The sequence below is a fragment of the Candidatus Acidiferrales bacterium genome (assembly GCA_035934015.1).
In the GTDB taxonomy this organism is placed as follows: Bacteria; Acidobacteriota; Terriglobia; order Acidiferrales; family UBA7541; genus DAHUXN01.
Genome location: DASYYH010000016.1, coordinates 345,904 through 359,483 on the forward strand (window position 1 = coordinate 345,904; position 13,580 = coordinate 359,483).

At 57.8% G+C, this 13,580-nt stretch carries 13 protein-coding genes; 7 read left to right on the forward strand and 6 right to left on the reverse strand.

The window, feature by feature from the left end; genetic code table 11:
- The first annotated feature begins 5 nt into the window (after window positions 1–5).
- The 3 genes from VGR81_08840 (at window position 6) to VGR81_08850 (ending at window position 4,505) form a co-directional block, all read left to right on the forward strand.
- Window positions 6–2,666, forward strand: coding sequence for an ABC transporter permease (locus VGR81_08840; protein ID HEV2289044.1), 2,661 nt, complete (start codon window positions 6–8; stop codon window positions 2,664–2,666).
- A 480-nt stretch (window positions 2,667–3,146) separates the two neighbouring features.
- Window positions 3,147–3,734, forward strand: coding sequence for a TlpA disulfide reductase family protein (locus VGR81_08845; GenBank protein ID HEV2289045.1), 588 nt, complete (start codon window positions 3,147–3,149; stop codon window positions 3,732–3,734).
- Between the two features lie 39 nt (window positions 3,735–3,773).
- A complete protein-coding gene (locus tag VGR81_08850; GenBank protein ID HEV2289046.1) occupies window positions 3,774–4,505 on the forward strand; it encodes a metal-dependent hydrolase in 732 nt (243 codons plus the stop codon).
- 1 nt (window position 4,506) lies between these two features.
- Here the strand turns inward: VGR81_08850 and VGR81_08855 are convergent, their stop codons facing one another.
- Entirely contained in the window at window positions 4,507–5,037 is a 531-nt protein-coding gene (locus VGR81_08855; protein HEV2289047.1) for a DinB family protein, read from the reverse strand.
- Window positions 5,038–5,208: 171 nt separating this feature from the next.
- Between VGR81_08855 and VGR81_08860 the strand changes: the two genes are divergently transcribed.
- Window positions 5,209–5,838, forward strand: coding sequence for an O-methyltransferase (locus tag VGR81_08860; protein ID HEV2289048.1), 630 nt, complete (start codon window positions 5,209–5,211; stop codon window positions 5,836–5,838).
- A gap of 42 nt (window positions 5,839–5,880) precedes the next feature.
- Here VGR81_08860 and VGR81_08865 read toward each other — a convergent pair whose 3' ends face one another.
- Window positions 5,881–6,795, reverse strand: coding sequence for a proline dehydrogenase family protein (locus VGR81_08865; GenBank protein ID HEV2289049.1), 915 nt, complete (start codon window positions 6,793–6,795; stop codon window positions 5,881–5,883).
- Window positions 6,796–6,876: 81 nt separating this feature from the next.
- Window positions 6,877–7,800 carry a thioredoxin-disulfide reductase gene (gene trxB / locus VGR81_08870; protein HEV2289050.1) on the reverse strand — a complete coding sequence of 308 codons (924 nt, stop codon included), beginning with the start codon at window positions 7,798–7,800 and terminating at the stop codon, window positions 6,877–6,879.
- Window positions 7,801–8,027: 227 nt separating this feature from the next.
- Between trxB and VGR81_08875 the strand changes: the two genes are divergently transcribed.
- Both VGR81_08875 and mscL read left to right on the forward strand, forming a co-directional pair.
- Window positions 8,028–9,077, forward strand: a complete 1,050-nt coding sequence (locus VGR81_08875; protein ID HEV2289051.1) for an FHA domain-containing protein — start codon at window positions 8,028–8,030, stop codon at window positions 9,075–9,077.
- A gap of 201 nt (window positions 9,078–9,278) precedes the next feature.
- Entirely contained in the window at window positions 9,279–9,716 is a 438-nt protein-coding gene (gene mscL, locus VGR81_08880) for a large conductance mechanosensitive channel protein MscL (GenBank protein ID HEV2289052.1), read from the forward strand.
- A gap of 10 nt (window positions 9,717–9,726) precedes the next feature.
- Here mscL and VGR81_08885 read toward each other — a convergent pair whose 3' ends face one another.
- Window positions 9,727–11,913: an APC family permease gene (locus VGR81_08885; protein HEV2289053.1), complete on the reverse strand. Its 2,187-nt coding sequence runs from the start codon at window positions 11,911–11,913 to the stop codon at window positions 9,727–9,729.
- Here VGR81_08885 and VGR81_08890 point away from each other — a divergent pair.
- Window positions 11,900–12,064 carry a hypothetical protein gene (locus VGR81_08890; protein ID HEV2289054.1) on the forward strand — a complete coding sequence of 55 codons (165 nt, stop codon included), beginning with the start codon at window positions 11,900–11,902 and terminating at the stop codon, window positions 12,062–12,064. The genes VGR81_08885 and VGR81_08890 overlap by 14 nt on opposite strands.
- A 35-nt stretch (window positions 12,065–12,099) precedes the next feature.
- Here the strand turns inward: VGR81_08890 and VGR81_08895 are convergent, their stop codons facing one another.
- Window positions 12,100–12,486, reverse strand: coding sequence for a DUF971 domain-containing protein (locus tag VGR81_08895; protein ID HEV2289055.1), 387 nt, complete (start codon window positions 12,484–12,486; stop codon window positions 12,100–12,102).
- A complete protein-coding gene (locus tag VGR81_08900) occupies window positions 12,486–13,577 on the reverse strand; it encodes an ATP-binding cassette domain-containing protein (protein HEV2289056.1) in 1,092 nt (363 codons plus the stop codon). The genes VGR81_08895 and VGR81_08900 overlap by 1 nt, the downstream gene beginning before the upstream one ends.
- Window positions 13,578–13,580 lie beyond the last annotated feature (3 nt).

Below are 13,580 nucleotides of genomic sequence, written 5' to 3' on the forward strand. Positions count from 1 at the left end.
GAAACATGAAGACGCTGATGCGGTTGCGATTCTGGCTGCGGGCCGTCGTGCATCGGTCACGCACTGAGGGCGATATGGAGACGGAGCTGCGTTTTCATATCGAAGCGCGCGCCGAGGATTTGATTCGCACAGGCATTTCGCGCGAAGAGGCGCTGCGCCGCGCGCGCATGGAGTTCGGCGGCGTGGACAAAACGAAAGAAGAATGCCGCGAAGCGCGGGGCATCAACTTGCTCGAATCGCTCTTGCAGGATTTGCGCTATGGCGTGCGCATGCTGCGGAAGTCGCCGGGGTTTACGGCTGTGGCAGTGTTGACGCTGGCGCTAGGCATCGGCGCGAACACGGCGATTTTCAGCATCGTGGACGCCGTGCTCTTGCGAGCGTTTCCGTATCCCGACGCCGATCAGCTCGTTTTCGTGTTCAACGCGCCAGTGAAACAGCCGGATGCGCTTTCGGCGCTGTCGTACAGAGATTTGCGCGAGTGCCGGGAGCAGAACCGCGTGTTCAGCGAGATGGCGGGCAATGCGTTTCATGATCTCACGCTGACCGGAGCGGGTGAGCCTTCGATTGTAAACGCAGCGGATGTGACGCCGGAGATTTTTTCTCTGCTTGGCGCAAAGCCTCTCGCGGGCCGGACGCTCGCGCCCGAAGATGGCAAGCCAGGCGCGGCGCCAGTGGCGATGGTGAGCGAAAATCTCTGGCGCAGCCGGTTCGGCGCAAATCCTGGCGTCATCGGCAAGTCCATCAATCTCGACATGCGTTCGTTCGTGGTGGTCGGAATTTTGCCGGCGAGCTTTCACTATCCCGACGGTGCAGCGCGGCAGGATGTATGGATTGCCGCCGCGCAGGACCCGCTTATCGGACCTTTTCTGAAGCAGCCGGGCGTGCGCGCGCTGGGCGGGATTGCGCGGCTTAAACCTGGGATTAGCATGGAACAAGCGCAGGCCGAAATGACGACCGCCGCGGAGCGGCTGGCCAAAGAATTTCCCCCGCAAGATTCCGGACTCACGATTCGAGTTCAGCCGTACCGGCAGGCGGTCGTCGGAAATATGAAATCCGCGCTGCTGATCTTGCTGGGTGCGGTCGGGCTGGTGCTGCTGATCGCCTGCGCGAATATCGCGAACCTGCTGCTATCGCGAGCGACTTCGCGGAGCCGAGAGATTGCCGTGCGCATTGCGCTTGGCGCAGGGCGAGCGCGGATTGTCCGGCAATTGCTGACGGAGAGTGCTTTGCTGGGATTGCTTGGCGGAATCGCCGGCGTGCTGCTTGCTCTGTGGAGCGTCTGGATCCTGCGGCCTTTCTTGCCACCGGAAGTTATGCAGATCAATTCGATTCATATTGGCGAACCCGTTCTGGCGTTTGCGCTGGTGCTGTCGCTTGCTGCGGCGATGGCGTTTGGGCTCGCGCCTGCACTGCTGGCGACGCCGTCCAATTTGCAGACGAAGATCAAACAAGGCGGCGAACGCGGCGGGCAGCGTGGCGGACAGCGCGTGCGGAGCTTCCTGGCCGTCGCGGAAATTTCTCTGGCGATGGTGCTGCTGGTCGCAGGCGGATTACTGATTCGCAGCTTTGCGCTGGTCACAGCTGTGAATCCGGGCTTCGATCCGAACCATGTCATCGAAGCGGAGATTTCGCTTCCGCAATTCCAATACTCGACTCCACAACAATGGAGCGCTTTCGCGAACGAACTGCTGGCGCGGCTTCATGCACTGCCCGGCATGGAGGATTCCGCGCTGGCGGCACCGCTGCCGATGGATCGCCAGGGCGAAGCTACTTTCCCGTTCACCATTGCGGGGAATCCGTCGCTGCCGCCGGGAAAATCGAACACTGCGGATTATGCGACGGTGAGTCCGGATTATTTTCGCGTGATGCGAATCCCGCTGCTGCGCGGGCGATTTTTTACGGACCAAGATTCGCCATCCAATCCGAAAATCGCGATCATCAGCGAAACACTGGCGCAGCGCTATTTCCCGAATGAAGATCCCGTCGGACGGCAAATGAAATTCGGATTTCCGCCAAACGGCGACGTGTCGCGCGAAATCGTGGGCATCGCCGGCGACGTGCGCGACGAATCGCTTGGAAAGAAACCGGGGCCGATGATGTACGTGCCTTTCGCGCAGGCACCTCTTTACGGAGGCGAAATCGTGGTGCGAAGCTCGCTGAACGCAACGAGCGTGGCGGCGGGAATTCGGCAGGCAACGCACGCTATTGACGAAGACCTGCCGATCACGGACATCGCGTCGTTCCCGGACATGATCGGCAAATCGATTGCGCAGGAGCGATTTCGCACGTTGCTGCTCGGTTCGTTCAGCGCGATTGCGCTTGTGCTTGCGGCAGTTGGAATTTTTGGCGTGATTTCCTATTCGGCGGCACAGCGCACACACGAAATTGGAGTCCGAATGGCGCTCGGCGCGCAGCCGCGCGACGTGCTGTGCTTGATTCTGGGGCAAGGAGCAAAGCTCGCGCTTTTCGGCTTATGCATTGGCATCGTCGCGGCACTTCTGCTCACACGACTGATGGCGAGTATGCTCTATCGCATTTCCGCTACGGACCCGCTGACCTTCTTTGTGGTGGCAATTCTCTTGCTTGGCGTTGCGCTGCTGGCTTGCTATATCCCCGCGCGGCGCGCGATGAGAGTCGATCCGATGGTTGCGCTGCGGTACGAATAGGCTCCGGCACGCGCGATGCGACGCGCGAAGGCTGATTTCCTTCCATTCTTTCTGGAATCCTAGCTCAAGCTGGCAAACGGATAAAATCAATTCGATACGAGGGAGATTTCAATGCAGGTGGTCACACAATCCCAGAATAATCTTTCTATTCTAAGCGCAAGCCGGAAATTGGCGCAAGTCTTTTCTTGTGTACGTGAAAATCGTCTACGGTGACATTGCAGCGAAGAATGGCTAACGGCCAGCGGAATGCCATCGCCGCGATCTGCGAATTGGATGAGCGCGAACCAAGCTGAGGCGAGACGGAGCCTCGCCCGGACGGGTTTGAAGCCCCTCCCCTACGAGAAAAGGCAAAGGCTACGCCCTTTGCTGTGTGCGCCAGTGCGCACACGAAACGCAAAAAATGGACCACACGGAAAGGCATCACGGCAGGAATTCGAGCACGGTTGCGCGCAGAGCGCGGGCGAGAGAAAATGATGCGCGATGAATGCGAAGCAAATGCGCGTGATGGGAATTTGGCTTGGGCGCGGCGCGCTTGCAATCGCGCTAGGTCTTATGTGCGCGGTGTGCATCGCGCCCAGAGATGCGACGGCGAAAACGGCGACGAAAAAAGGGCCACTGCCGCTGATTGACGCCGCCGGGTATCAAAGGCTGGTCGCGAGGCACAAAGGCAAATTACTGGTGGTGAATTTCTGGGCGACGTGGTGCGTTCCCTGCCGGAAGGAATATCCGCTGCTGATCGAAGTGGCGAAGGAATATCAGCCGAAGGGCGTGGTGTTCGAAGGGATCAGCTTCGACGAAGCCTCGACGACGGGCGCGATTGCGGATTTTCTGACGATTTACCGACCGGTGTTTCCAAATTACCAGAAAGATCCCAAGACGCCGGCGGGAACACTCGATGCAGTGATCGATCGCGCGTGGAGCGGCGGGCTGCCTTCAACGATTTTCTACCGGCGGGACGGCGTGATGGACGCGCAGTTTTACGGGCCGCAGACGCGCGCGAATTTCGAAAAGGAAATCGAGAGTTTGCTGAAAAACGCGAATCCGTTCGCAACGAAGAGCGGCAAATAATCCAGATCATTTCACACGAGGACATTCCAGGAGGCCATCATGCTGAAGACTCGCGGAAATAGACTGACCTGGCTGGGACATGCGGCGTTCAAGATCACGACGGCGAGCGGGAAAGTGATTCTGGTCGATCCGTGGATCGCGACGAATCCAGGGTGCCCGGCGGAACTGAAGAAACTCGACCGCGTCGATACAATGCTGATCACGCACGGGCATTTCGACCACATCGCGGACGCGGTGGAACTTGGGAAAAAGTTTTCGCCGCAGATTGTGGGAATTTACGAGACATGCGCGTGGCTGGAGTCGAAGGGCGTGAAGAATACGTCGGGCATGAACAAGGGCGGGACGCAGAAGGCGGGCGAAATCGAAGTGACGATGACGCACGCGGTACATTCGTGCGGAATCGAGGACGATGGCAAGATTATTTACGGGGGCGAAGCGTGCGGATATGTGATCCGGCTGCCGGGAGGAATGACGATTTATCACGCGGGCGATACGGCGGTCTTCAGCGACATGAAATTGATCGGCGAACTTTACAAGCCGGAGCTGGCGCTGCTGCCGATCGGGGATTTTTATACGATGGGGCCGCGCGAGGCGGCGCTGGCGATTCGACTGCTCGGAGCGATGCACGTTATTCCGATGCACTTCGCGACGTTTCCGGCGCTGACAGGATCGCCGGAAGAGTTGAAGAGATTGACGCAGGACATTTCAGGGCTGGAGATTCACGCACTGAAGCCGGGAGAGAGCGTCGGGCAAGAGACGCAGCGCAAATAAATCAAGATGCGCTATGGCCGGAACATTGGAGTACGCCGAGGAACTTCGCCCACGGGCCGACGGCATCGCGATATTGATGCGAGAGAATGCGCGAGATTTGGTGCAGGTGCGTCAAGTCGTGAACGACCCAGGCAGCGAGCAACTGCGACATGGTGACCGTGCCGAGCGCGGGATGGCGGCCGCGGCGCGCAAAATCCTCCGGCTGAAGATTCATCGCGCGAAGCTCGGCTAGATTCTCGGCGCGCAGACGCGAAAATTCGTCCAAGAGCTGCGCGAGCGATTTTCCCTGGCTTTCACGTGACTGTGCGAAACGATCAAAGGGAACGAATGTCTGCGTCTCGGCATATTTCAGAATCATGCGCGCACGCGGCATCCAGTCCGTACGCTCGCCATGGATAAGATGGCCGACGACGCCGTAAGCGCTCCAGGTATTTTCGCCTTCATTTTGCGACGTCCATTCCGCCGACAGGCCACGGAGAAGCGCGTCGAGAGAAGCGGGAGTACGTTCAAGAAGCGATAGAGTACGAGTCAAGTTTTGTTCCATGCGATCATCTTACACGAAGGCGGACGACGTATACGTCAAACTGGAGAGTCAGTGCGAAGAAATGGAACGCGGCAAAGCGAAAAGAACATGTCGGGACGAAGCGCGGAGGCGTGATATCACGCAAGAAGCGAAGACGGACATTCGGAGGAGGAGAAGCGAATGGCAGGGATAACGAATCCGGCAGTGGAGAAATATTTGTATGGGATTTTGCCGAAGCGCGATGCGGTGATCGCAGAAATGGAGCGTTATGCGGAGAAGCATAGCGTGCCGATCATCGGGCCGGCGGTGGCGCGAATGATTTATCTGCTGGCGCAGATTTCCGGCGCGCGGCGGATCTTCGAGATGGGGTCGGCGATCGGTTATTCGACGATCTGGCTGGCGCGCGCGGCGGGGCCGAAGGCGGAGATTTACTACACGGACGGCGATCCGGCGAATGCGAAGCGGGCGAAGGAGTATTTCCGGCGAGCGGGCGTCGAGCGGCGAATTACAGTGATGACCGGCGACGCGCTGAAGATGATTGACCGGACGAAAGGACTGTTCGATTTGATTTTCATCGACGTAAACAAGGACCAGTATCCGGCGGCACTGCGGAAGGCGCTGCCGCGGCTGAAATCGAAGGGGCTGCTGGTGACGGATAACACGCTATGGTCAGGGCGCGTGACGCGGCGCGCAAAGGACGCGGCGACGCGCGGCGTGCAGGAATTCAATCGCGCAGTATACGCGTCGAAACAATTGTTTCCGGTGATGATTCCGCTGCGCGACGGCGTGACGGTATGCCGGAAGGCATGACGAGACAGCAGAAAATGAAAGATACACAGAGCCGACGAGAAATCAGCTGCGGCGGAAGAGATTGGAGAGGAAAAACCAGAGGTTGGCGGGACGCTCGGCGAGGCGGCGCATGAAATACGGGAACCAGTCGGAGCCATAGGGAACGTAGACGCGCAAGCGATAGTCTTCGCGGACGAGCTGCTCCTGCAAATCGGTGCGGATGCCATAGAGCATCTGAAATTCGAATTGATCGTTGCGAATTCCCTTCTGCACAGCAAATTTCTTGGTGGCGTCGAGCAAACGCTCATCGTGTGTGGCGATAGCGTGATAAATGCCGCTCGGAAGCAGCAACTGCATGACGCGGGCGTAGTTGGCATCGACATCGGATTTTTTCGGATTGGCGACCGAGGGCGGCTCCTTGTAGGCACCCTTGACGAGGCGGATGCGGCAGCGCGCGGCGATGAGATCGCGCGCGTCTTGCTCGGTGCGGAAAAGATAAGACTGGAGAACTGTGCCGACGGAATCGCTTTTTGCGCGGGTACGCTTGCAGATTTCGATGGTACGCGCAGTGTAAGCGGAAGCTTCCATATCAATGCGAACGAAATTGCCCTGCGCCGCAGCATGCTGAACGATTTGAGCGAGGAGGTCTTCGCAGAGTGATTCGCTGAGGTCAAGGCCAAGCTGCGTGAGCTTGAGCGAGACATTGGCGTTGAGTTTTTCTGCGGCGATGCGGTCGAACATTCCGATATAAGTTTCGGAGGCGCGGCGCGCTTCGGCTTCGGTGGAAACGCTTTCGCCGAGGCAGTCCAGCGTGACGAGGCGGCCAGCCTGATTCAGCGCGCGAGCGGCGGAGACGGCGTCGTCGAGCGTTTCTCCGGCGACGAAGCGGCGGGCCATGCGGCGGCTGGTGGCGTTGTGAATGACGAAGCGGGCGAGGCGCGGACTCTGCGAGAGCTTGAGGAGAATCGAGCGGAGCATCAGTGACAGCTCCGAGGCAAGGGCGCGAAGTGGAAGCAGGAGCGAGCGTCAGGCATTAGCCACGAGTTGGGCCGATGGAAATCAGTGGGATTGGGCCTCGAGGAATTTTTCCGCGTCTATCGCTGCCATGCAACCGGAACCTGCGGCCGTGACGGCCTGACGGTAAACCTTGTCCTGAACGTCACCGGCGGCGAAAACGCCCTCGATGTTGGTGCGGCTGCCGTGATGCGTCTTGAGATAACCGTTTTCGTCCATGTCGAGGAGGCCGCGAAAGATTTTTGTATTGGGTTCGTGGCCGATGCCGACGAAGAGGCCGCTGATCGGAAGAACGGACTTCTCTTTCGTTTCGGTGTTGCGGAGAGCGACAGCCTCGACATTTTGTTTGGCAGGATCGGAGATGTCTTCGATGGCGACGGGCGTCAGGAATTGGATTTTGGGATTGGCTCGAGCGCGATCGAGCATGATTTTCGAAGCGCGAAAATCCTTGCGGCGGTGAAGAATGGTGACCTTCCTGGCAAAACGCGTGAGGAAATTCGCTTCCTCCATAGCCGTGTCGCCGCCGCCAACGACGGCGATATCCTTGTCGCGGAAAAAATAGCCGTCGCACGTGGCGCAAGTGGAAACACCGTGGCCGATGAGCTGGCGTTCGGATTCGAGGCCGAGGAGTCGCGCGGAAGCTCCGGCAGCAACGATGAGTGTCTCGGTTTCAAAAACTTCCTTGCCCGCTTCAATTTTGAACGGATGCTTCTTCAACGCGACGGCCGAGACGGCACCGGAATGAAAATGTGCACCGAAACGCTGAGACTGCTTGCGCATTGCTTCGACGAGTTCGGGCCCGAGAATGCCGTCGGGGAAGCCGGGGAAATTTTCCACCATGGTCGTAAGAGTGAGCTGGCCGCCGGGCTCGAAACCGTCGATGATGACGGGCTTCAAATTGGCGCGCGCGGCGTAAATGGCAGCGGTGAGCCCTGCACAGCCGCTTCCGATGATGACAACTTTGTGCACTCGAAACTCCTCAGCCATTGGATTACGCCACGGCATGCCGCGACTCAAAACAAAGAAAGGTATTTTAGCACGGCGGCGGTTGGAGGACAGAGTTTAGAACTCGCGAAAAAACTGCCAGCCTGGAACAGTCGAAACAGGAGACACCGATGTTATGCATGCGGCAAAGGCAGCAATGTGGAACTTGAATGACGAACGCGAGGCCAGGAAGATTAAGGCGGAGTTCGCACATGCCTCGCATCGTGATTCACAAGAGCGGACACAGCTCGCAAGTGTTTGAGCTCGCCGGCGACCGACCAGTGACGATCGGGCGGGCGAAATCGAGCAATATCATGCTCGATGATCCGAGCGTTTCACGGATCCACGCCGTGATGCGCACGACAATCGATGGGAAATGGCAAATCGTTGACCGCGAGAGCTCAAACGGCGTGAAAGTGAACGGCGTGCTGACAAAGGAAGCGAACCTGCGCGGAAATGACGAAATTACGGTGGGTATTTTCCGGCTGCGGTTCGAGGATTCGGCGGAAAGAAAACTGACCACCTACGGAACGGCGAAACTGCCGGAACGAGTAGCGAAAGCGCTCAGCGAGCAGGCACGATCGGCATATACGGGATCGAATCTGATGGTAGAGGCAGTAGGCGATGCGCGTATCGCGGAGAGCGCACGGCGGATGGGCGGCGGAGCGCGCGCGAACGCATCCGATAAGGAAAATCGATTGCTAAAGCTGCTGGAGCGCGTGAAAAACGAACTGGCGGAATTGAACTCTGTCGAACGGGTGACACGGCGGGCGCTGGAGTTTGCGCTGGAAATCGAGGGCGCGGAGCGCGGGTACGTGATGCTACTGCAAGAGGAACCCGGGAAGCACATTGATTTCAGCCAAGGCGGATACACTTTCCAGCCAGCGCAAATCCGCTACCGAATGAAGCCGAAGGACGCAGGCGAAGAGCTCGTGCCGCAGCTCACGATTTCACAGAGCGTCATCCGGCAGGCGATGCAAGCGAGTTTGCCGATGCTGGTTTCCGACGGACAAGCAGATCCGCGATTTGCCGCGAGCAAGAGCATCGTGCGCGCGGGAATCCAGTCAGCGATGTGCGCACCGCTGGGAATCGGGAAGAAACTGCGCGGGCTGCTGTATGTGGACAATCTTTCGCGGCGGGGAATGTTCACGGTGGATGATTTGAACGCGTTCGCCGTGATTGCCGTGCAGGCAGGCCTGGCGATTGACCGTAGCCGAGGGCACAACAGCCAAACAACGGAAAAAAACACGAGCAAAAGCTGAAATATTTTTATCCATAGCAAGGTCCTCTCAGAAGAAGTTCGCGAACGAAATAAGCTCCAGATGCACGCCTTCGCTTTGAGTGGTGCGCGGGGAGTGGAGTCTGTATAATGCGCGCGCAAAGGATGCTCCCGGGCGCTCAGCCCGCAAAAGGAAACAAATTTCGCGGTGCGAATCGCTGCGAAGAATAGCAGAGGAGGCAGCATGCTGAAAGAATTCAAAGAATTCGCGATGAAGGGGAACGTGCTGGACATGGCCATCGGTATCATCATCGGCGCGGCGTTTGGGAGGATTGTGACATCGCTGGTGAGTGACGTAATCATGCCGCCGATCGGGCTGATCCTGGGCAAAGTGGATTTCAACAGCCTGTTCCTGAACATTTCAGGGACGAGTTATCCGACGCTGACTGCTGCGAGGGCCGCAGGCGCGGCGACGATCAATTATGGGATGTTCTTGAATACGGTGATCGATTTTCTGGTCGTCGCATTCGTGATTTTCCTCTTAGTGCGGCAAGTGAACCGCTGGACGAAGAAGCCAGAGCCCGCTGCGGCGCCAACGACGAAGGATTGCCCGTACTGCCTGTCGAAGATTCCCGTGAAAGCATCGAAATGCGCGTATTGCACGGCGCAAGTGGCGGCATGAGGTTATCGCGCTAGGAGATGGTGGAACGGCGGTCCTTGATTTCCTGAAGATGCTGGCGAAGACGCTCGAGGACCGCTTCGCCCTGACCTTCGGCGACTTCGCGCTCGAGTTCCGTGAGGGCGAAATGAACGATGTCGTGATGGTGGATTTCCTGGCCTTTCAGTTCGTCACTTAGGCGCAACCATATATCGTGGAGAAGATCGATTTCCTTGGGGGTGAGGTGAGGCGCGTGCGGACCAAGGTAGAAAACATGCTCGTCTCCAGCGGCGGTAACGATGTCGAGAGAGAGCCGTGGGCGCGGCTCGGGCATGTGCTCCCAGGCGAGGCCGACTTCGCGCGCTTGCTCGGCCAGAGTCATCTTCGAAGAACTGCCGACCACGATTGAAGAGGATTGCAGGTTTGAAGCGCTGCGCAGGATGCCTTCCCACAAATCATTGGCAGCGGCAACAGCGAGACGCACCGGCTTGCCTTCCTTTTCGGCGATCGCCAGCACTTTGGTGAAGAGCAACTGCTCGATGGTGCTGAAAAGCTGATCGGGTTTGAGGTCATATTCGCCGGAAGCTGCGCGACGCAACAGGCGAATATGCAGGACGACGACATCCTGCTCATCGGTTTTCAGGCGCGTAAGAAGAGAATGAAGATGGTACAGAGCGTAATAGTTGCTGACGGGGACAAGGACGTTGGTGGGACGGACGCCGAGGTTGGCGGGAGTGAGATCATTTTCCTGAGCGAGATTGAACTGGTCGAGTTCGGCGGCGTGGGTAGTTCCCTGCCGCTTGCGGACGCTGCGTTCGGAAAGCACAAAAGCAACATAGAGGATCACTGAGAAAATGACGCCGGCGATGGTCGCTTCAGGCTTGGTGAAGAGATTGATGAACGCGATGAGGAAAAGGATGAGAGTGATAACACCGAGACCGAGAGGGATTTCTTTTCCGGCAATGGTGAAGTTGAGAGGGACGCGATATTCGCGATCTTGAGGATGGGTGTAGCGGAGGACGAGAACGGCCAAGCCTTTCATGGCGAAACTCCACGTGACGCCGAAAGCATAAAGGTTGCCGAGAAAAGCGAAATCTCCGCGACTGATGAGAATGGTGATGATCTGAAGAACGGCGACACTGGTGATGATGCGATGGGTGGTTCCGTAACGGCGATGCGGCGCGCGAAACCAATCGGTAAGGACACCGTCCTCAGAAACTCGGCTGAGCACGCCGTTGGAGCCGACAATCGCGGTGTTGACCGCACCGGAAAGAATCAACATGCCGACGATGACGACGAACGCATGGAACGCGAGGCGCAAGGCGAATGGACCCTGCAAATTCATGGCAAGGCCGCCAATCAAATTTTCGAAAAAGTGCGGGCGGACGGAATCGGGAATGATCATTACCGCGAAGATGGAAACGAGCGCGGTAAAGAACAAGCTATACACGACGATGAGCAGCGCGGTTTTCTTGAGATTGGCAAGCTTGGGATGCTCGATTTCGCGATAGACCTGCGCGAGCGTTTCCTCACCGCTCATGGCCAAAACGGAGTGGCCCAAGCCGACGAAGATGGCGATGAGAGTCACGGTGTGGGCGAAACGCCAATTCGCAAGCCAGCCCAACGCATCCTTGCCAAGAATCATATTTTGCGGCAACGGGGCAGGCGGAAAATGCACCCCGCGAACCCAGATCGTATAGCAGCACCACGCAATGAGGACCACAACCATGACCGTGGTCAGATACATGATGCGCAGAGCTTTTTCGCTCGATTCGGGAATGCCCTTGATGTTCTGCCACCAGAAATAGAACGTTACGATGATGCCGATGAGCATGGATGTGGCGTTGGCGGGCAGAAAGATGTGCATGTGGCGGTACTGAAAGAAATCGTTGGCAAGACCGACGATGTATTGTCCCGCTGCGACAGCGCTGACCGGGCCTGTGAGGACGTAATCGAACATTAGCGCGGAGACAGAGAACTTGGCCAGCGTGCCACCCATCGCTTCCTTGACGACACGATACACGCCGCCACGGACGAACATGCTGCAACTTTCGACATAGATGAGCGAAACGCAGTAGGAAAGCAGCATTACGGCAAGTATGAACCAGGGAGCGGACTTGCCGATGACCTGCTCGGCGTCACCGCCGGCGTAATATGCGGAGGAAGCGAGGTCGTTGAGGACGATGGCACCAGCACGCCAAAAGGAGATGAAACTGAGCATCGCCGTGGTGGCGACGAGCACGTTGACGACCGGCCGCGCAGAGGTTCTAGGCGCTCCGGGGGCTGTTGGACTCGAAGACATGAACGAAAGAAATGTGGAAAACGACTATACGTCGAGTGGTGCGAAAAATAAAGACGGATGCGAGCGATGAGATTGCGAAATGTGCACTAGGAGCAACTCCAAGAATCACGCGCGCTGTCCGGCGCGGAATTCGTGGCCGCAGACATCGCACGGGCAAATCTCGCGGAGATGCTCAAAGCTGAAGATGCCTGTAGCGTGGCCGTCGGTGAATTCGATTTGCACGGCGTAACTGCCCACGGCGGCGGCAGACCGTGCAGAAACCTTAGGCTTAAACATGGGCAGGGCGGACGAGACAGAGTCCGTACCCGAGCCGCCCCGGGCATGTTCGCCGTGGCCTTCCTTGCATGTGGCGCAGGGACAGTGCTCCCTGAGATAGGCAAAAGCGTAGTGACTTGAATGGGCGTCGGACCAAGTGATGTCTATTCCGGTGCCTGTGGAAACATGAACTTTCACATCGATTGGTTTCTTGCGAATGTCGAGAGGAATGGGCATCAAGAGCTTTTGTTTACGGTGGATCCCGCCGAAGCACAGCAGGGGCCGGGGGGGATTGGGCGACCGTGAGGGCACGTCTTCGGATGGCCGAGGAAGGAGCAGATCCGCTCGTCGAGCTCCGGACTGATAATGTGCTCGAATTTGCAGGCTTGTGAATCGGCTTCTGCATTGGCGATGGAAAATGTATCGGTGAAGAGGCGCTCTGCGAGACGACGGCGACGGACGACATCGCGGGCGCGGCGAGTGCCACGATCGGTCAAATCAACTTCAGAATCTTGTACGGTGACGAGACCAAGAACGGCGAGGCGCTGAATCGTGCGCTCGGGGTCGGCATCCAGCGAATGGAAACGGGTGAGTTTGGCACGCCTACCAATCTCCGCACAAAGCCACAGCTCTTCGAGGACATGATCGAAACGCGCTTCATCTTCCGAGGAATATACGGTGATTTGCGCGAGGCGGCCATGAGCGAGTTCGATGCGGCGATCGGCAAGACCGCCGATGGACGGATCATGGGTGACCATGAGAATCGTATGGCCCTCACTGTGGAGATCTCGCAAGAGGCGAATGACCGTTTCTTCGTTCGTTTCATCAAGATTACCAGTGGGTTCATCCGCGAGAATCAATTTGGGATGATTGATGAGCGCGCGAGCAACGGCGACGCGCTGCTGTTCACCTCCAGAGAGCTGGGATGGAAGATGCGCGAGGCGCTCGCCGAGGCCAACGCGGCGGAGAGCCTCGGCGGCTTCAGTTTCATCCGTCGTGCTGTGAAAATACTGTGCCAGCATGACATTCTCGACGGCCGTAAGATAGGGGACGAGGTGGAATTGCTGAAAGACGAATCCAATTTTTTCGGAGCGGAATCGAGTTAGGGCAGCCTCATCGAGGCGACCGACGTCAACTGTATCAACAACGGCGCGGCCCTCGGTAGGAGTATCGAGGCCACCGAGAATGTTGATTAGCGTGGTCTTACCAGAGCCGGATGGGCCCATAATGGCAATCCACTCGCCGGACTCGATGGTGAAAGAAATGTCGTCAAGCGCACGTACGTCGCCAAAGCGTTTTTTCAGGTTTGCGACTTCGACGAGTGCCACGGA